Source organism: Peptoniphilus sp. oral taxon 386 str. F0131 (assembly GCF_000090945.1).
Lineage (GTDB): Bacteria > Bacillota > Clostridia > Tissierellales > Peptoniphilaceae > Anaerosphaera > Anaerosphaera mikwangii.
Map to the genome: position 1 here is coordinate 709,040 of NZ_GL349422.1, position 19,768 is coordinate 728,807.

Annotated in this window: 24 protein-coding genes; all 24 read left to right on the forward strand. The window is 29.8% G+C overall.

Going from position 1 to position 19,768, the window contains the following annotated elements; genetic code table 11:
- Positions 1-201 precede the first annotated feature (201 nt).
- Positions 202-1,389, forward strand: a complete 1,188-nt coding sequence (locus HMPREF0629_RS03385) for a homoserine dehydrogenase (RefSeq protein ID WP_009221970.1) — start codon at positions 202-204, stop codon at positions 1,387-1,389.
- Between the two features lie 124 nt (positions 1,390-1,513).
- Positions 1,514-1,840 carry a hypothetical protein gene (locus HMPREF0629_RS03390; RefSeq protein WP_036729374.1) on the forward strand — a complete coding sequence of 109 codons (327 nt, stop codon included), beginning with the start codon at positions 1,514-1,516 and terminating at the stop codon, positions 1,838-1,840.
- Between the two features lie 11 nt (positions 1,841-1,851).
- Positions 1,852-5,160: an S-layer homology domain-containing protein gene (locus tag HMPREF0629_RS03395; protein ID WP_050747988.1), complete on the forward strand. Its 3,309-nt coding sequence runs from the start codon at positions 1,852-1,854 to the stop codon at positions 5,158-5,160.
- A gap of 148 nt (positions 5,161-5,308) precedes the next feature.
- On the forward strand, positions 5,309-5,638 hold the full coding sequence (locus HMPREF0629_RS03400; protein ID WP_009221972.1) for a hypothetical protein: 330 nt from the start codon (positions 5,309-5,311) through the stop codon (positions 5,636-5,638).
- Between the two features lie 12 nt (positions 5,639-5,650).
- On the forward strand, positions 5,651-6,601 hold the full coding sequence (locus HMPREF0629_RS03405) for a 2-hydroxyacid dehydrogenase family protein (protein ID WP_009221973.1): 951 nt from the start codon (positions 5,651-5,653) through the stop codon (positions 6,599-6,601).
- Between the two features lie 12 nt (positions 6,602-6,613).
- Positions 6,614-7,057 carry a ribose 5-phosphate isomerase B gene (gene rpiB / locus HMPREF0629_RS03410; RefSeq protein WP_009221974.1) on the forward strand — a complete coding sequence of 148 codons (444 nt, stop codon included), beginning with the start codon at positions 6,614-6,616 and terminating at the stop codon, positions 7,055-7,057.
- Positions 7,058-7,116: 59 nt separating this feature from the next.
- Positions 7,117-8,619, forward strand: a complete 1,503-nt coding sequence (locus HMPREF0629_RS03415) for a glycoside hydrolase family 26 protein (RefSeq protein ID WP_255263825.1) — start codon at positions 7,117-7,119, stop codon at positions 8,617-8,619.
- 475 nt (positions 8,620-9,094) lie between these two features.
- On the forward strand, positions 9,095-10,690 hold the full coding sequence (locus tag HMPREF0629_RS03420; protein ID WP_009221976.1) for a CTP synthase: 1,596 nt from the start codon (positions 9,095-9,097) through the stop codon (positions 10,688-10,690).
- Between the two features lie 88 nt (positions 10,691-10,778).
- On the forward strand, positions 10,779-11,147 hold the full coding sequence (locus tag HMPREF0629_RS03425; protein WP_036729358.1) for a NusG domain II-containing protein: 369 nt from the start codon (positions 10,779-10,781) through the stop codon (positions 11,145-11,147).
- The gene (locus tag HMPREF0629_RS03430; RefSeq protein ID WP_009221978.1) at positions 11,144-11,656 is read left to right on the forward strand and encodes a Gx transporter family protein; all 513 of its coding nucleotides are present in this window, start codon (positions 11,144-11,146) and stop codon (positions 11,654-11,656) included. Before HMPREF0629_RS03425 ends, HMPREF0629_RS03430 begins: the two co-directional genes overlap by 4 nt.
- On the forward strand, positions 11,653-12,252 hold the full coding sequence (locus tag HMPREF0629_RS03435; RefSeq protein ID WP_009221979.1) for a nucleoside triphosphate pyrophosphatase: 600 nt from the start codon (positions 11,653-11,655) through the stop codon (positions 12,250-12,252). Before HMPREF0629_RS03430 ends, HMPREF0629_RS03435 begins: the two co-directional genes overlap by 4 nt.
- The gene (gene radC / locus HMPREF0629_RS03440) at positions 12,236-12,958 is read left to right on the forward strand and encodes a DNA repair protein RadC (RefSeq protein WP_009221980.1); all 723 of its coding nucleotides are present in this window, start codon (positions 12,236-12,238) and stop codon (positions 12,956-12,958) included. The genes HMPREF0629_RS03435 and radC overlap by 17 nt, the downstream gene beginning before the upstream one ends.
- A complete protein-coding gene (locus tag HMPREF0629_RS03445; RefSeq protein ID WP_009221981.1) occupies positions 12,945-14,039 on the forward strand; it encodes a ribonuclease E/G in 1,095 nt (364 codons plus the stop codon). Before radC ends, HMPREF0629_RS03445 begins: the two co-directional genes overlap by 14 nt.
- Positions 14,040-14,041: 2 nt before the next feature.
- A complete protein-coding gene (locus HMPREF0629_RS03450; protein WP_009221982.1) occupies positions 14,042-14,587 on the forward strand; it encodes a GDSL-type esterase/lipase family protein in 546 nt (181 codons plus the stop codon).
- Entirely contained in the window at positions 14,584-15,651 is a 1,068-nt protein-coding gene (locus tag HMPREF0629_RS03455; RefSeq protein ID WP_009221983.1) for a hypothetical protein, read from the forward strand. Before HMPREF0629_RS03450 ends, HMPREF0629_RS03455 begins: the two co-directional genes overlap by 4 nt.
- Complete coding sequence (locus tag HMPREF0629_RS03460; RefSeq protein ID WP_009221984.1) at positions 15,648-15,953, forward strand: prepilin-type N-terminal cleavage/methylation domain-containing protein; 306 nt, start codon at positions 15,648-15,650, stop codon at positions 15,951-15,953. Before HMPREF0629_RS03455 ends, HMPREF0629_RS03460 begins: the two co-directional genes overlap by 4 nt.
- Positions 15,920-16,075, forward strand: coding sequence for a hypothetical protein (locus tag HMPREF0629_RS08075; protein ID WP_218015360.1), 156 nt, complete (start codon positions 15,920-15,922; stop codon positions 16,073-16,075). Before HMPREF0629_RS03460 ends, HMPREF0629_RS08075 begins: the two co-directional genes overlap by 34 nt.
- Positions 16,072-16,422, forward strand: a complete 351-nt coding sequence (locus HMPREF0629_RS03465) for a hypothetical protein (RefSeq protein WP_009221986.1) — start codon at positions 16,072-16,074, stop codon at positions 16,420-16,422. The genes HMPREF0629_RS08075 and HMPREF0629_RS03465 overlap by 4 nt, the downstream gene beginning before the upstream one ends.
- Before the next feature lie 25 nt (positions 16,423-16,447).
- Positions 16,448-16,912, forward strand: coding sequence for a hypothetical protein (locus HMPREF0629_RS03470; RefSeq protein WP_039856558.1), 465 nt, complete (start codon positions 16,448-16,450; stop codon positions 16,910-16,912).
- Entirely contained in the window at positions 16,909-17,874 is a 966-nt protein-coding gene (locus HMPREF0629_RS03475; protein WP_009221988.1) for a hypothetical protein, read from the forward strand. The genes HMPREF0629_RS03470 and HMPREF0629_RS03475 overlap by 4 nt, the downstream gene beginning before the upstream one ends.
- A 68-nt stretch (positions 17,875-17,942) precedes the next feature.
- Positions 17,943-18,500: an elongation factor P gene (gene efp, locus HMPREF0629_RS03480; RefSeq protein ID WP_009221989.1), complete on the forward strand. Its 558-nt coding sequence runs from the start codon at positions 17,943-17,945 to the stop codon at positions 18,498-18,500.
- Between the two features lie 9 nt (positions 18,501-18,509).
- Positions 18,510-18,848: a CD1247 N-terminal domain-containing protein gene (locus tag HMPREF0629_RS03485; protein WP_009221990.1), complete on the forward strand. Its 339-nt coding sequence runs from the start codon at positions 18,510-18,512 to the stop codon at positions 18,846-18,848.
- A gap of 98 nt (positions 18,849-18,946) precedes the next feature.
- On the forward strand, positions 18,947-19,327 hold the full coding sequence (locus HMPREF0629_RS03490; RefSeq protein WP_039856560.1) for an Asp23/Gls24 family envelope stress response protein: 381 nt from the start codon (positions 18,947-18,949) through the stop codon (positions 19,325-19,327).
- A 2-nt stretch (positions 19,328-19,329) separates the two neighbouring features.
- On the forward strand, positions 19,330-19,755 hold the full coding sequence (nusB, locus tag HMPREF0629_RS03495) for a transcription antitermination factor NusB (RefSeq protein ID WP_009221992.1): 426 nt from the start codon (positions 19,330-19,332) through the stop codon (positions 19,753-19,755).
- The last annotated feature ends 13 nt before the right edge of the window (positions 19,756-19,768 follow it).

A 19,768-nucleotide genomic window follows, 5' to 3' on the forward strand; every position in this document is an offset into this window, starting at 1 on the left:
CCTACCAAACCTGTTGCACCAAATATTGCTAAATTTATTTTATTCAATTCGTACACCTTCTTAACAATTTTGAACCTAATATACCATGTCAGCATAATATTGTCAATTCAGCATAATGAAAGATTATTCTAAATAGAAAAATATGTATATTTTGATATAATGTTATTATAAACATCTTTTGGATTTAAGGAGGATTATAATTTGATAAAAATAGCATTACTTGGATTTGGAACAGTAGGAAAAGGAACCTATGAAATTTTGAATAAAAACAGAGAAAACATTAAAAAAATAGTATCAGATGATGTTGTAGTTACGAAAATATTAAAACGAAACTTAAATTTTGAAACAGATTTGGATAAAAAACTTTTTACAGACAACTTTGAAGATATTATAAATGATGAAGAAATTTTATTGATTGTGGAAATGACAGGTGATTTAGAAAACAGTTATATGTATATTAAGCGTGCCATTGAAAATAAAAAAAATGTGGTAACAGCAAACAAGGCCGTTGTATCAGAATATTTTGAAGAATTTACAGAACTTGCTAAAAAAAATAATGTTGCATTTTTATATGAATCTTCAGTAGCGGCATCATTGCCAATAATAACACCATTGAAGAGTCAAAGTGTAATTAACGATATATATAGAGTGAGAGGAATATTGAATGGAACAAGTAACTTTTTGTTATCTAATATGGAATTAGAGAATAAAGATTATTCAGATGTGTTAAAGCAGGCTCAAGATTTGGGATATGCAGAAGCAGAACCGTTTGATGATGTTGAAGGAATAGATGCACTCAGAAAGCTTAGAATATTATCTACCATTGCATTTAAATCACCGATTAAGAATGAAAATATATTACATTATGGTATAGGCTCAATTTCCAAGGTTGATATAGAGTATTTTAAAAATAATAATTTAAGAGTTAAACTTGTAGCAGAGTCAAAATTAGACGATAAAGGATATACTTCAATAGTTGAGCCTGTTATTTTAAGTAGAGATGATAGTTTATTTAACATCAATGATACAAATAATATTGTTGAAATTTTTGGAGATAATTATGATTCACTTTCAGTAGCAGGTCAGGGGGCAGGTTCATTTCAAACAGGAAATGCTGTTGTAATTGATATAATAGATGCACTTTGTAAGAATTATATTGATTTGGAATTTAACAGAGATTTAAAAAATATGTCAGAAAATATGGAAGGAATATATTATCTTCGAATAAGTAATAAATTCAGTATAGATGATAGTTTGATAGATAATCTGAATAATATGGGAGAGAACATTGTTATAAAGACAAAGAAAATAAAAAGAAATATATTATTTGAACAATTAAAAAATATTCCTGAAAAAGAATATTTTGTCGGAAGATATGAAATTAATTGAATTGTACAGGGAACAATAATATAACGGTTTGCCGATTTACAGTACAGCTAAGAATCAGGGTTAGATTAATAAAAGCGTTGAAGTTTTAAAACTTCTATGTGATAATTCTAGTATGGAGGTGAATGTGAGTTTGTGGACTACAGAGGCTAAAAAACAAATTGGCAAACTCTATGAATTAAATAATATCGGAGACAAGAAAGCAATATATAATTTGTTTTCAAGTGATTTTAAAAATTCCTATACATTAGATGAATTCTTGAAAAGTAAAAAATTTAGAGTTCTTGATATAGGGAGATTAAGAGATATTATTTGTGTTCAATCCTGTGGTGAAAAAATATTAGTTAGATGTAAAATTTACATTGGTGGCTGTGAACTTATACATAATTTTAAGTGCATAGTCGAAAAAAATGAACTCAAAATTATATTTGAGAGATTTTTTATTAGAAATTAGGAGGAATATTTATGAAGAAGAGTAAGAGAACCATATCTATATTGCTTTCCTTTTTAATGATGCTTTCTGTTTTAGGATCATTTCCTAAAGTTGCACTAGCTGCAGAAATGAAGCTTTCACAAAATGAAATTCAGGTTACTAAAAAAGGTAAAGTTGAAATTGATGTAGATTTTGGAAAAGAAGTAAAAGCTGAAAATTTAATTTGGACGCTTGATAACAAGGATGTTAAAGAATGGAAGAGCTTTAACGAAAAAACTGCAAAATATGATTTAAAACCATGGATAAGCATATCCGGTGTAAAAGTAGACGGCACAAAAGTTCATGCAGTTTTAGAAAACGATTTACCTTATGGTGTTGATACTACAGATCACAGACCATATCCAAGATGGACATTTGAAACTTTAATGGGAACATATCCATTAAAAGTTACAGATAGAGAATCAAATATCTCTGTTACAGCTCAGCTAAAAATAAACAACTATGAAGGATTTCACCACTATGACGAAATTAAGCCTCACTTAGATAAAATAATTGAAAGTGGAAATAAAAAAGGAGACAGATATTTTGAATATCAATCAATAGGAAAGAGCAGTCAAGGCAGAGACATGCACTTTATAATTGTAGCTAAAGATAGAGCTGCTGTAGATAATTATTTAAATAATACATTTGTTGCAGCACATACAAATCCACAAGGACTTATTGATAAGATAAATAATAAAACTATGGGCAATTATCAAGTTCCTATTTTTATAAACAACGTTCACCCGGATGAATCACCGGGAGTTGATGCTCAAATCAATTTCTTGGAAAGACTTGCAAATAATGATGAAATATCATTTAACACAACTAATGCAGGAGCAAAAAAAAGCTTAAAAGTAGAAGATATACTTGATAATTTTATACTTTTATTTGATATAACTCAAAATCCGGACGGAAAACAAAACAATAAGAGAGAAAATGGATATAATCTTGATTTAAACAGAGATAATGTATATCAAACACAAGAAGAAACAAAAGCATTGGCAAAGACATTTGCAAAATATGATCCGATAGCATTTTTAGACTTACACGGATTTGTTAAAGACTTTTTAATTGAACCTTGTACACCACCTCATGAACCTAACTTTGAGTATGATTTATTAATGGGTGGAATTAGAGATCCTCAAACAAAAGATGTAAAGGGAGCTCCGGGAGCAATAGAACATGCAAGACATATGGGAAATATAGCGATAGCAAATACAAAATATGAAAGCTTTATAATTCCTATGTTTGATTACGGTGACGGATGGGATGACGGATTCTTAGGATATACAGGAGTATTTGCTCTTATCCACGGAACACTTGGACATACAGTAGAAATACCTGATCAAAATGAAGACGGAATGAAAGCTCACGTGCATACTGTAATAGGATCTATTGACTATATACTAAATAATAAAGATGCGCTTTATAAAAATCAGCTTACAGTTTTTAAAAGAGGACTTGAAAACGAGGACAATAAAGGAGTAGATACTTGGCACTTAGATCCTAACGGAAAACAAATAGGAAGACCAAGAGGAAATAACGCCAACTTCTTCCCTGATTATTATATACTTCCACTTGACAGCGCAAATCAAAAAAATGATCTTGAAGTATACAATATGATTGAATATTTCTTAAGAAATGGAGTTAAAGTTTATAAATCAACTCAAGAAGTTGAATATAAGGGAGTAAAATATCCGGCAGGTTCAATAATACTTCCACTTAACCAAGTTAAAAAATCTCTTGTAAATTCAGCTCTGTTTACAGGAACAGATGAATCGGCATGGGGAGCGATGTATGCAGAACTTGTATTAAATTTCCCTGCAATGAGAGGGTTTGACAGAGTAGAAGTTAGACAAAAGGGATTATTTGACGGAAAGATGTCTGAAGTTACAAGTGCTATTGCTAAACCTGAAACACAATTAAATGGTTTAGATTCAGAAAAAACATTAATCAGAAATACAAATAATGACGTAACAAGATTAGTAAATAAAATGCTTGCAAATAATGCTAAAGTTGAAATCGTAACACAAAAATCAAAAACTGCCTCAGCAGGAGATTTTGTTGTTAAAACATCAGATCTAAAAGCAAATGTAAGCGGACTATATGTAAAAGCGGAAGCGTTAAAAGATGAAGTTGCAACTAAAGAATTAACAGCACCTAAGATTTATATAACTCCATCAGGTTCAGACTATGCATCTACAACTGATTCAACAAGATTTGTATTGAAAGATCTTGGATTTAATCTGGTTAAAAATGCAATAGATGCAAACACAATAGTTGATTCATCAGGACAAGTTAAAAAAGAAGAAATAGATGGCAAAAATTATATTGCAATAGGTGGAGAAGCACTTGCGGCGGCAAAAGAAAATAAGTTGTATCCTATTTCAATAAAGATGAATGAAGACGGAGAAGGAAACGAAGGACTTCTAAAAGCAAAATATGATATAAGTTCACCTCTAACAGGAATGTATAATACAGATGACCTTTCATATATTGCAAGCGGTACAGTAATTACAAAAGCAAATCCGAGTGCAAAAGTATTTGCAAAAGTAAAAGATTCAAGTGATTTTTATATTCAAGGATGGTGGCCAAATCATGGTTTCGTAAGAGATCAAATACTTGGATTTGCAGATAAATACAACGGAACAAACTTTGTATTCTTTGCAGAAGATGTTACAAACAAAGCACATACAGCTCATCTGTTCAGACAATTGTCAAATTCAATCTATGCTGTAAACAATGATACCTTTAAAGAAGGAAACGGATTAAAATCAGAAACTTCAGGACTTAAAGACATAAAAGGTCATTGGGCGGAAAATGCTATAAATTCACTTGTAGAAAAGGGAATATTAAATGGATATCAAGATATGACATTTAAACCTGACGGAAAAATTACAAGAGCAGAATTTGTTAAAACTATAGTTTGTGCATTTGATCTAAAATCAAACGAAAAAGTGACATTTAAGGATATCGAAAAACACTGGGCAAAGAACTATATAGAAGTTGCAGCGGCACTTAAAATAGTAAACGGATATTCAGCAGAAGAATTTGGACCGAATAAAAACATTACGAGAGAAGAAATGTCTAAAATAATAGCAAATGTATTAAAGCTTTCAGAAAAAACAGAACTTAAATTTACTGACAATGACAAAATATCAGAATGGGCAAAAGAATCTGTTGAGAAAGTTGTCAAAGCAGAGCTTGTAAAGGGATATCCGGATTCAAGCTTTAAACCTAACAACAATGTTACAAGAGCGGAATCGGCAACAATAATTGAAAGAGCATTAAACAAATAATTACAAACAGCAAACAGTCGGAAATTTATTTTTCCGGCTGTTTTTATGTAAAATTAAAAATTATAATTTACGGCTATAATTATATAATAATAAGTAAAATATGGTAATTAAATTAAGCTGGGTATAAAATGTAAAAGGAGGTTAGATTATGAGAATAGATAGTTTGGCTTTAAAGTATTTACATGAAAATTCGATAGATTATATTGTAATAAAATCAACTATGGATATTCAGTTTTTAGGATGTGCTTGCGGAGGGGGAACCGAGGCGAAAATTGTTCCTGTTGTTGAAGAAGGAAGAGGAGAATTTAAAGACAGCTCCAAGTTTATTTTAGAGGTTATAGATAATATTAATGTGTATATAGGAAAAAGTATTTTAAATAATCTTGATGATAATTCAGAAGTTTCTGTTGAAAGTAAATTTTTTAAGAAAAAGCTTGTAGTAAAAAATTTCAAATCTGAGGTTTTAAATAAAATTTAGGGGGAATTTAACTTGAAAATTTTTGTGACTTCTAAGGTTCCAAAGAGGAGTTTAAGGATTTTGGAGGAGAATTTTGAACTTGATTATAATGACAGTTTGGTTCCTCTTACAAAAGAACAGATTATTGATAGAATTGGGAATGTTGACGGATTGTTATGCCCTTTATCTGATAAGATAGACAGTGATATAATGGGTAAGTCAAAGAATTTAAAAATTATTGCAAATTATGGTGCGGGATTTGATAATATAGATATAGAAACGGCAAAAAACATGGGTATTACAGTTACAAATTCTCCTACATCATCTTCTGCGGTTTCAACTGCCGAGTTTACATTTGCACTTATTTTAGCTCTCTCAAGAAGACTGATTTCAGGAGAGAAAAGTTTAAAGGCAGGAGAGTTTTTAGGCTGGAGACCGACTTATTTTTTAGGCAATGAGCTTAGAAATAAGACTCTTGGAATTGTGGGAATGGGAAATATAGGAAAGAATCTTGCAAAACGAGCTCTTTCATTTGAAATGAACGTAATTTATTATTCGAGAAATAGGAAGAATGATATTGAAAATATGGGTGTTGTGTATAAAGAGCTTGAAGATGTAATAAAAGAATCGGATTTTTTGTCATTGCATACAGCATTTTCACCTGAGTTAAGACATATGATTTCGATAAGAGAATTTGATTTGATGAAAAAATCAGCTTATTTGATCAATGCGGCAAGAGGTCCGCTTGTTGATGAAAAAGCTTTGGCAGATGCAATAAGAAGTGAAAAAATTGCAGGTGCCGCTCTTGATGTGTATGAGTTTGAGCCGAGTGTTTCAAAGGAGTTGTTTGAATTTGAAAATGTGTTGTTAGAACCGCATCTTGGAAATGCCACCTATGAAGCCAGAGAGGAAATGGGATTTATTGCTGTAAATAATCTTATTGATTTTAAAAATGGAAAAGTTCCAAGAAATAAAATAGTATAACAGGAGGAGAGTATGAGAGTAGGGTTTGGTAGTGATCATGCAGGTTTTTTTCTCAAGGAAATTTTAAAAAAACATCTTGAAGAAAAAGGGTTTGAATGTGTAGATTATGGAACATATAGTGAGGATAGAGTTGATTATCCTGACTATGGAAAGCTTGTCGGAGAAAAAGTGGCAAGTGGAGAAGTTGATAAAGGTGTTTTAATTTGCGGCACCGGAATTGGAATATCAATTTCTGCTAACAAAGTTAAAGGTGTTAGAGCTGCAGTTTGTTCAGAACCATATTCGGCAAAGATGACAGTAAGACATAACGATGCAAATATAATTGCAATGGGAGCTCGTGTTGTAGGAGAAGATGTTGCAAAAATGATTGTTGATACTTTTTTCAGTGAAGAGTTTGAAGGCGGAAGACATTTGGATAGAGTCAATAAGATGATGAAAATAGAAGAAGAAAATTAATTAATATTGCAAAAAAATTTGCAAACCCCTATACTTTAATCAAGGTAGGGGTTATTATGATGTTAAAAAAAATTCTTTTAATATTTATATTTGTTTTGTGTGTTTCATCTAAGGTTCATGCAATTGAAAATTATGAGGTTGTAGAGCTTAATGATAATACATCGATTTTTAAAAATTATGTTGATGGATATTCAATACAAATTCCAAAAAAATCTGTTTTGAAATTTGATGATAATTTTTATAAGAGTGAGATTAACTTTAAAGATACATCTGTAAAAATATTTGTTGAAAAATTTAATTCAAATTCAAAATATGATTCATATTTGTATTATACGTTAAAGGGTATAAGAGATTCAAAGTATGAACACAATATAACTTTTGACGGAATAAAGAGCAGTTCTATTGGGAATATGAATGTAATTGAATTTAATAGGAGAAAGTTATCTAAAATTAATGGAGATAAGAATAACTATTTTATTGCAATCGGTAATTTGCCAGATGAGCGGGCAGTTACTTTTATGGTTAAGTCTGAAAGAGAAATTAATAAAAAATTTATAATGTCCATGATAGACAGTTTCAAATTAAATTCTGAGATTAAGCCATATAAGATAAAGAAAGTTAGAAACAATACTACACATTATCATTGGGATATTGAAACGGCAAATTTATATAGAGAAGATTTTTTATATTCGGATAAAGTAACTTGGGGGCTTTTTGTTCATGATTTTTGGAGAAGTCCTGACATGAGTAATATAGAAAATAAAATTGAAAGTAAATTTAAGTATGCACTTTTATATCATAGTTTTAATTTTCCGAATGCTCAAGTGAGACAAGCTATAGATTATTGTAAAGTGTCTAATCGAAATTTGGAACTTACATTTCAAACTGATATAAAAAATAATAAAAATTTGATATATGATGTACTTGATGGGAAAAAAGATGAATTTTTAAAAGAGCTTGCACTTATAATAAGTTCCGAGCAATATCCTACGATATTTAGGCTTGCAAATGAAATGAACGGAGATTGGTGCAGTTATTGTGCTTGGAATACGGGGCTTGACAGTGATATATATGTTGAATTTTATAATTATGTATATAATATTTTTGAGGAAGCAGGAGCAAATAAGTATTTAATTTATGTATTTAATCCAAATGGAAGAAGTTTTCCAAATTATAAGTACAACAATGAGAGTATGTATAGACCAAGTAGCAGCAGATATGACATTTTAGGGCTTACACTATATAATACAGGAACCTATTATATGGACGAAAAGTGGGAAGAGTTTGACAGTTTATATGATAACTTATATAGAGATTGTATTAAGAAGTATGATAAACCGTTTATGATAACGGAGTTTGCATGCAGCAGTATTGGTGGAGACAAGATTAAATGGACTGAAAATATGCTGGATGTTTTAAGTGATAAGTATAAAAAAATTAAGGTTGCTATATGGTTTAACGGAATAGATTTAGATGAAAATAAAAATCCTGCAAGAATTTATAAAATAGACACACCAAAAGAAACTCTTGATATTTTTAAAAAATATTTTAAAGGGAAATAGATTATGGAATAAAAAGATATTATTATCGATATTTTTATAGAATCTGTTGCATGGTTAATATCAAAATACATAAAACCTATTGGAAATGAAAAGTTAAGAGATAAAATATCTTTTGCTATAAATAATTTGGTATAGTTTATGCATTTATGTATTGATTTTAAAAATTTTTTGAAGGCATAATAATGAGCCTATTGACAATCTAAAAAAATATATGTATCATAAAAGAAAACACCTCATAAATAGGGGTTATACGTTTTTTTCATATTGGCGAAGTTATTTTGCCAATTTTTTATTTGTGAGGAAATATAAGAAGTAAATTGATTAAAAATTTTGGCTCAATTACATAATAAGGCTGAGATTAAAGAGGAATTTTCATAAAAATAGTTTATTAAGAGAGTAAATTAAAGTGAAAAGCATAACAATTATTTTATGTCAATGTGAGGATATATTTAATTCATTAGTATAGGAGGATGAAATGACTAAATTTATTTTTGTTACAGGGGGAGTTGTTTCGGGAATAGGCAAAGGAATTTCCGCAGCAAGTATAGGAAGGCTTTTAAAGGATAGAGGGCTCAGTGTTTTTATGCAAAAATTTGATCCCTATATCAATATTGACCCGGGGACAATGAGTCCATATCAACATGGAGAAGTATTTGTTACTAAGGATGGGGCTGAAACGGATCTTGATCTTGGACACTATGAAAGATTTATTGATGAAGAGCTTACAAAAAGAGCAAGTATAACAACGGGAAAGGTATATTCAAAAGTAATAAATAAAGAAAGACGTGGAGATTATAACGGAGCAACTGTTCAGGTTATACCTCATATAACTGATGAAATTAAAAAGTCTGTTTATAAAGCGGGAAAAGAATCCGGTGCAGATATAATAATAACAGAAATCGGAGGCACAGTAGGAGATATAGAATCACAGCCGTTTTTAGAGGCAATAAGACAAATTCACTCTGAAAATAAGGCTGAAGATGTTTTGTTTGTGCATACTGTTCTTGTTCCAAAAATTCCGGGATCCGATGAGCTTAAGACAAAACCTACACAACACTCATTTAAGGTATTGATGAGTTATGGAATTAAGGCGGATATAATAATAACAAGATCAGATGGAGAGATTACCGATTCAATAAAGGAAAAAATATCATTATTCTGTGATGTACCTAAGGAAGCGATAATAGAATCAAAAACGGTTGAACTAATATATGAAGTACCTATTATCTTCCACGAACAGGGAATTGACGAATATATTTTAAATAAGCTTAATTTATCAAATCAACCCCAATCTAAAAAGAGTTGGAGTAAAATGGTCTGTGAATTTAAAAAGGCAAAAAGAGAAGTTTGCATTGCTCTTGTAGGTAAGTATACTGAGCTTCACGATGCTTATCTTTCTGTGACACAGGCATTATTTGATGCAGGATATGCAAATGGAGCAAGAGTAAAAATAAAATGGATTAATGCTGAAAGTCTTGAAAAGGGAAATGTTGAAGATATATTTAAAGATGTAGACGGAATTATAGTTCCCGGCGGATTTGGCAGTAGAGGAACTGAAGGGATGATTTCAGCAAGTAAATATGCAAGAGAAAATAATGTTCCCTATTTTGGAATTTGCTATGGTATGCAAATTGTTTTGATAGATATTGCAAGAAACAAATTAGGATTTAAAGGTGCAAATAGTACAGAGATAGATCCTGAAACAACTTATCCGATAATAGATCTTCTTGAAAATCAAAAGACAGTTGAAAATCTGGGAGGTACATTAAGACTTGGAAATTATGAATGTACTTTAGAAGAGGGAACAAAGGCAAGAGAGCTTTATGGAGTTGAAAAAGTTGTTGAACGTCATAGACATAGATATGAGTTTAACAATAGATTTAGAGGAGATATAAGAAAAGAGGGAGTTATATTTTCGGGGATAAATGAAGATCTTGATCTTGTTGAAATAATAGAACTTAATTCTCACAAGTTCTTTGTTGCTTGTCAATTTCATCCTGAATTTAAGTCGCGTCCAAATAAGATTCATCCATTATTTGACGGTTTTATAAAAGCATCACTTGAAAAATAGAATAAAGAGCTGATTTCAATTAGAGAAATCAGCTCTTTATTCTTTATTTAATTAATAATTATTGCTATAATTTAGTTGAGGTATGTTTATGAAAAAAGGCGACTATGTAGTTATATTATTTATAGTTTTACTTGCAGTTTCTGTTTTTGGAATTACTCATAGAAAAATTGAAAATAACGGCAAATTATATGCTGTTATAAAAGTAGACGGGAAAGAGATTGCAAGGTATGAAATGGGAGTTAAGAAAGAAATTCATCATATTGACAGTAAGTATGGTCACAATGAGATAGAGATATATGATAATAGTGTTAAGATATCAGAATCAAATTGTAGGGATAAAATTTGCATTCATATGGGAAGTATAAATAGGCAAGGTCAATCTGTAATATGTTTACCAAATAGGCTTATTGTAACTATTGAAGGTGAAGAAAATGAAGTGGATGTGGTTTTACATTGAAAAATAGAAAAATGATTTTTTTAGCACTTCTTGTAGCGCTTGGAATTGTAATAGGACTTTTTGAAAATGTAATTGCACTTCCTGTTGCGCTGCCCGGAGCAAAACTTGGGCTTTCAAATATAGTTGTATTAGTCAGCATTGTATCTTTTGGATTTGTAGAAGGTCTTATAGTTGCATTTTTAAAATCAATTTTATTAATTGCAGTAACAGGTTCCGTTTCTTCTTTTATTTTTTCTTTTACCGGTGCTATGTTAAGCAGTTTTATAATGATTTTAGCATTGAAATATTTGAAGAAATATGTGTCATTAATAGGAGTCAGTTTACTTGGTTCAGCATTTCATAATATAGGGCAGGTTCTTGCGGCAAGCTTTATATTAAAGAGCCTTGCAATTTTTTCTTATTTACCTTTACTTTTAATACTGGGGATTTTTACCGGATACTTTGTAGGGCTTTCAAGCGGATATATAGTTGAAAATTTGAATTCTAATTTTAAGGGGAGATTAAATTGATTATACTTGCGTCAAAATCAAGCAGAAGGCAGGAAATTCTTTCGAGATTTTTAAAATTTGAGGTTATAAGTTATGAAATTGAAGAAAATAATTTATATTATAGTTCGCCTGAGCAACTTGTAATGGCACTTTCTTTTGAAAAAGGTATAGAAGTTGCCAAAGATTACAAGAATGATATTGTCATTTCCGCAGATACAATTGTCTCAATTGAAAGCTGTGTTTTAGGTAAGCCCCTAGATAGAGAAGATGCTTTTGAGATGATCAGGAAATTGTCAGGGATAGAGCATGAAGTTTTAACCGGATATAGTTTATTTAATTTAAGTAAAAATATTAAGTATACAGATTATGCAGTTTCAAAGGTAAAATTTAAAAATTTAAGTGATAATCAAATAAATGAATATTTAGATACCAATGAATATGTAGATAAAGCCGGCGCTTATGGAATTCAAGGATATGGAAGTGTTCTTGTCGATTATATTATTGGAGATTTTGATAACATTGTAGGATTTCCGATTTCAAAAATTGCAGATGATTTAAGCAGGCTATTTGGTATTTCTGTTTTGAAGGAGGTTATTCACAATGGAGAAGAAACTTAGTAGAACATATAGCATTAAGGATATGCCGATAGATGATAGACCTCAAGAAAAACTTATGAAACTAGGTGCAGACAGTTTGACAAATGCTGAGCTGTTAGCATTGATTATAAGAACAGGTACAAAAACTAAGACATCTGTAGAAATTTCACAAGAAATTTTAAATACTATAAGTATTGGAAGAGACAAAAATTCGAGTGCAATCAGCTTTTTGAAAAATATAAGTATGGCAGATCTTATGGAAGTAAAAGGAATAGGAGAAAGCAAGGCTGCCATGATTTTAGCTGCAATTACTCTTGCAAGTAGAATTAATAGGGAAAGTGTGTTTAAAAAAGAAAAAATATCCTCTCCCGCAATATTGGTGGATTATGTAATGGACGAAATGAGTTCACTACAAATAGAGGAATTTAGGATTGTAGTTTTAAATACTAAAAAAGAAATTGAAAATATAAAGTGTATTTCAAAAGGAATAATAAATGCAACCTTAGTTCATCCGAGAGAAGTTTTTAAAACTGCAATTGATGAGCGTGCGCATACAATAATATTATTACATAATCATCCTTCCGGAGATCCTACTCCGTCGAGGGAGGACTTTGAACTTACCGACAAGTTAAGCGGTACGGGCAAAGTGATTGGAATAGAAGTTATAGATCATATAATTATAGGAAATAAAAAATATTACAGTTTTTTAGAACATGGGAAAATTTGAAATGGGAAAATATTACATTGATAATGATTTAAAAGTCGCAATTTATTATGATGGTAAAATAAATCGCATTCAGGATCTTGAAGAATCGAGAATAAGAGATATTTATAGAGGACGTGTTGAAAATATTGTTCATTCTATGAATGCGGTATTTGTAAATATAGGAACGGAAAATGGGTATTTGAATTTAGAAGATATAGACGGAGACATAAAAGTCGGAGATGATATATTAGTTCAAATAAAGAAAATACCTGAAGAAAATAAACTCGTAAAGCTTACAATGGAACTTTCTGTTGACGGAAAGTATATTATCTATTTTCCTATGGAAAAATTTGTAAAGTTTTCCAAAAATCTTAATTTTGAAAAGAAAAACGAATTAAAGAAATTTGCTGTAAAAAATAATTTAAGAGGAGTTTTATTTAGAACAAATGCAAATAATGCACAGACAGATGAAATATTAGAAGAATATAGTGAATTATTTGATATAGGAAATAAACTGATAAGAGAAAAAAATTTAAGACCTACTCCGAAACTGATATATTGCAAAAGTGGTGTGGAGGATTTTCTTAGAGATAATGTTGTTGATGAAGATGTTATTATAAATGACATACAATTATATAATACATATAAGAATAAATATAATTTAATCTATGATAAAGATTTTAAAATTATATATAATAGAGAAATTTTAGAAGACTATAAAAAATTATTTTTAAAAACAGTAAAACTTAAAAGCGGAGCCAATATTGTTATTGAAGAAACTGCAGCTTTGTCTTCAATAGATGTAAATACGGCAAATTTTGTCGGAAACTTAGATTTTGAAGATACAATATTTAAAGTTAATGAGGAAGCGGCAGTTGAGATTGCAAGACAAATTATTTTAAGAAATATTTCGGGAATAATAATTATAGATTTTATAGATATGAAAACTTATTCCGAAAAGAAGAAAATATTAAAAATTTTGCAAAGAGAATTTAAAAAGGATTTTTCAAGAACTGTGGTGTATGGATTTACTAAACTTAATCTTGTGGAGATAAGTAGAAAAAATCTTGGAGTTAAGCTTAAGAATAAATTGGAAGTATAGTTATGATAATAAATGCATTTGGCGATTCAGTTGTTGCAGGGTTTGGAGTTGGAAGAGAGAACTCATTTGTAAATATCGATAGGAAGGATATAATCATAAATAATTTCGGAATAAATGGGACAACATCACTTGATGTTTTAAATTTAATTAATAGAGTTGATTTTAAAGATACATTTTTATTGTATGTGGGGATCAATGACTTTTTATCTGAAATAAGTTTTTATGATGTAGAAAAAAATATTGAGAGGATAGCTGACAGTATAACCGGCAGGTGTTCAAAAATAGTTTTGTGCACACCACATTTTTTGTCTTCTGATGCAACTTACGGTTGGTGCAACAGCTCGATATTTTTATCAGTAAATAGAAAGCTTGAGTTATATCAAGAATTTTTAGTGAATTTAGCAAGGTGTAGAGAATTTAACATAATTAATTATTATAAGATACTGGGAAATTATAAAGATTATGATAGCCTGTTTTTTGACGGAATACATCCAACTATAAGTACTCATAAAATTATGAGAGAGGAATTAAAAAAGGTGGTATTATGAAAATTATCGGCAAATTTAGCTTAAGTAATTTTACAAAGAGGGAAAAGGTTTTGATAGGCATATTTATTGCAATTTTATTGGAACTTATTTTTTATCTTGTATTTATTTCTCCGGTTTTTGTTAAATATAAGTCTATAAATTTCAAAATTGAAGAGACTAAAAACGAAATTTCAACTAAAAATAAAATTATTGAGAATATTAATTTTTTAAATCAGAAAAACGATAGTATGTCTAAAATAGATAGATTTAATTATCATAAGAGTTTTGATGAAGGAAATTCAGATTATATAAATTTGTTGCTTAAAGATATAGCTGAAATTCAGAATGTAAATTCAAATGAAGTAAATCTGACAACCGATAGAAAAAATATAAGTGGAGTTTTAGAAATTTCGAAACAATATCTCGTTGATTCTATTTCGATACAGAGGGAAGATGAAGAGATATATAGCGTTTATATAAAAATTAACGATGAAAAAATGGACACGCAGATGCCTAAAGTAATTAAGAGTGAAAAAAAGATTGATGAGAGTATAAATCTTAAGAAAGAATTTTTAAAGAGCAGAATAGAAAATAAAACCTCATTTTCAAGCGAAGAGCAATTGACCGAAAAGAAAATTGAGAAAATTTCAAATGAGAATAGTGGTAAAAACAGTATATTGGATAATAATATAAAAAATAACTTGGGAATTGATTATGAAAATGCAACATTATTATATGCTTCTAAAAATAACGGGAGTATGTTTGCAAAAGATAACAAGGATGAATTGGTAATATATTATGAATTACATAATGAAATTGGAAGTAATGAAATTTTGATTTTATTCAATCAAGAGTTAGAATTAAAAAATTTAAAATTTAAATTATATGCACCGGATAATTTTGACGGTGAATTTGGAATTTACGGAAGAGAAAAGATTTCTTTGAAAGATAAGGTTAAATGTGGAGAAGTTAATGATATAAATATCGAGAATGTCGGTGATTTTGTTGGAATATATTATAAGCTAAATGAAGGAGAACGTGAAAATGGAATTTTTTCAGTCGGTGATTTTGAGGGAATGCTATGAAAAAGGGATTTACTTTAATTGAACTTATACTTACTATTTCAATTATAATCATAATTTTATCTGTTGGTATATATAAAAGCAGCATTGTATCGGACTATGAAGCACTGAAAAGCATGGATGAATTGTTTGAAAATTTAAGATATTCAAGAAATTTAGCAATTTCACAAAAAATTCATCAAAAATTACATTTTTTGAAGATAACAGCTATGAAATCAAATGTAACAAATTCAGAGAAAAATATAGGCTGTCACAAAAAATTGATATGTCTATGGCTAATGACAAGTACGGAAGAAAAAGTATAACTTTTACAAAAAGCGGTGCCCCAAGTTATTCTAATGCACAAACTATAACTTTAAGGTATGGAAATAAAGAATATTTTATAACCATTGAACCGGTTACAGGTAAGGTGAATTTTAAAAAATGAAAAAAGGTTTTATGTTATTGGATGTCATTCTTTCAATAGCAATCATTGCGATAATTGCATCTGTTTTAATTCCTGCGAGTATAAACTTTATTTCAAGCAGAGAAAAGATCATGGATATTTCCGATTCGTATATGATGCTTAAAAATCAAATGGAGGTAGTAGGAGCGTCTAAATACTATGGCACAGGTACTTATGACATAGTAATTCCAAAAGAGTATAAGTATTATATACAGGAAGATAATATTTCTGATAATTTAACAAAAATTAAAATTATATTATATAGAGATGGGGGCGAAAAAATTGAGGTCGAAGAAATATTTCCGTCAAAAGGGCTTTACTCTAATTGAATTGGTTCTTGCCATAGGTATTTCTATGATTATTTTTTCTGTATTATCATCAATTTTTGGACTTGTGGCAAAAACAATTACAATCTCATCAAGCGGTAATGAATTTTTAAACAGCTCCTATTTTTCGTCAAATTATATATACAGAGAAGTTGCCTCTGCAGATTATATAATTAAAAATGAAAACAAAAATTCTTTGGGATTTGCACTTGTAAATGTGTTTAATGCTAAAAAAGGAAAGAAATATAGATATGTGTATTATGTTTTTAGTGACAGTTCAATAAAAAGAAAGGCGCTTGTCAGAAATAGTATTTTTGAAGGAAACTTAATCACCGGTAAGACCGGAACAAATATTATAGCAAAGAACATAAAGTCTGTAGACAGCACTGTAAATGATGAGATTATAAAATTGAATATAGAGCATGAATTAAATGGAATTTCAAAGAAGTATGAAATTGAAATTATAAATAGAACTTTCGGAGAAATCAAATGAGAAAGAACGGATATACATATTTAATAACAATTTTAGTAATAGCTGTTATAGTTATAGCAATAAGTTATATGATTGGAATATTTAATAATAATTTGATAATATATAAAAACGAAAGAGATTCAATTCAATCGGGAATGTATGCTGAATCAATGATCAATATTTCTATTTCCGACTATGATAAATTGAAAGAGGTATGCAGAAAAATTTATTATGACGGAAAAAATGATTTTTTGAATATTAAACCGGAATACACTGTTGATGATATTGAAATAAAAAAATTAGAAATTTGTAATGATTCAACATTTTCTAAGAATGGATTTTTGATAACTTCAGTAATAGAATATAATGGAATAGAAGAAAGTTGTTTTGCAAAGGGAGAAATAGTGAACAGTCTTTTCACTATGGGAAAGTCCATATTAAATCCGAGAATATTAGAGGGGGATGAAATTAACAATTTAAAAGAAACAGAAATTGATTTCAACGATGCAAACAAGAGTATAGCAAGAGTAATTGAAATTTCACAAGACTGTTATATGAAAAAAGACGGTTTAAATATAATAATATATACAGAGGAAATAGAGGAAACCGAGTTTGGAAAAACGGTTAAAGAAAATATTTTACATAAGTATTCATGCTATGATGACATATATTTAAAACAAATCGGCGGGACAGTTGCGATTGAAGATGTTGTTAAAATTTATGGCATAGTGGAGTTATCGTCAGTTTATCTTTATAAGGACATTGAAATTCAGGGGATTTTAAATTTAAAGGGGAATATAAATTATATTGATTCCAAAGCGCAGATAAATGTCAAAGGAATAACTATAAATACATGTGGAAATTCTGAAAATAATTTGAATTCAGAGTATGATTTTGATTTAGTAAATAGGTATTCAGAGCATATAAAAAATTTTATAAGGCCGAAGATTAATACAATTCAAAAGAGTTTGCCTGAAATATAACATTTGTCTTGATAGGTAGTTCGCATATTGATATAATAAAGTATAGAGATAAATTTAGGAGGTAAATTATGATTACAGCAGGTGATTTTAGAAAAGGTGTTACATTTGAAATGGACGGAGATGTTTATGAAGTAATTGATTTTCAACATGTAAAACCTGGAAAAGGAGCTGCGTTTGTAAGAACAAAAATCAAATCAGTACTTACCGGGGGAATAAAAGATACAACATTTAATCCGTCTGAAAAATATGAAAAAGCAGTAATAGAGACAAGAGAAATGCAATATTTATATAAAGATGGAGACTTATATTATTTCATGGATAATGAAACTTATGAACAAGTTCCTATGGAAGAAGATATGGTAGAAGAGGCTCTTAACTTTATGAGAGAAAATGATGTTGCAGTTATTAACTTTTATCAAGGAAAGCCGTTTAGAGTTGCACCTGCAAACTTTGTTGAGTTGGAAGTTACACAAACAGAACCGGGAGTTAAGGGTGATACTTCATCAGGCGGAACTAAGCCTGCAACAGTTGAAACAGGTTTTACATTGAATGTACCTTTGTTTGTAAATACCGGGGATAAAATAAGAATAGATACAAGAACCGGAGAATATATGTCAAGAGTATAGGAGGATATTATGGAAAATATATTGAACAGAATAGCTTATTTAGAAGGTTTAGCAGATGGATACGGAATTGATGAAAGTTCTAAAGAGGGAAAACTTTTAGTAGAAATCATTGATGTTCTTTCTGAAATGGCAGAAGAAATAAGAGATGCTCAAGAAGATCTTGAAGAGTATGTTGACATTATAGAAGAAGATTTATCGAGCTTAGAAGATTATGTATATGATGAATCTGATGATGATGATTTCGATTTGTATGATGATGATTTCGATTTTGATGATGATTCATATTATGACGAGTTGGACGAATGCTGCAACGGAGATTGCGATTGTTGTGATGAAGTTGAAGACTAATTAATTAAGGTCTCTTGGTATAAGAGACCTTTTTTGTTATAAATTGAATATGAAGGCATTATTTGATATAATTGAATACAGAATACGGAGGTGTTATGATGTCTGAAAAATATTTAGTAGATGCAATGAGTGACGGCAATGTCAAAATTGCAGATGATGTAATTGCTACAATAGCAGCTGTTGCAACTGAAGGTGTAGAAGGTGTAGTTGAAATGCAATCTACATTAAAGGCAAGTGTAACAGATATGCTTGGAGTTAAAAATCTTGCGCGTGGAGTAAAAGTTAGCGTTGGAGAACAAGAAGCAGTTATAGATATGTTTATTACCGTTCTTTACGGAAAAAATATAGTTGAAATTTGTAAAAATGTTCAAGAAAAAGTAAAAGAAGCAGTTGAAAATATGACAGGACTTGATGTAGTAGAAGTAAACATTCATGTAAGCGGAATAGCTTTAACGGAAAAAGAGAAGGCAAGGGCTTAATAATGAGTAGGAAGAAAGCACGTATAGGACAAATGCAAGTTCTATATCAAATGGATATAACAGATGACTTTTCTTCTGACGGATTAAATACTTTTTTAGAAAATTTTGAATTTTCGGAAGAGGAGAAAGATTATATTAACTCCACAATTCCTGAAATTATAAAAAATTTAGAAAATATTGATCAAACTATACAAAGTCATCTTGAAGGCTGGAGTTTAAACAGACTTGCAAAAGTTGATAAGGAAGTATTAAGGATTGCAATATATGAAATTTTATATAGAGATGATATTCCAGAAGAGGTATCAATAAATGAAGCAGTTGAAATATCAAAGCAATTTGGTTCAAGTGAATCTTCCAAGTTTATTAACGGAATTTTAGGTAGCATTTACAGAAGTATGCATGTGGAAAATCAACGAGAGCAGCAGTGAGCCTTGCTCTCGG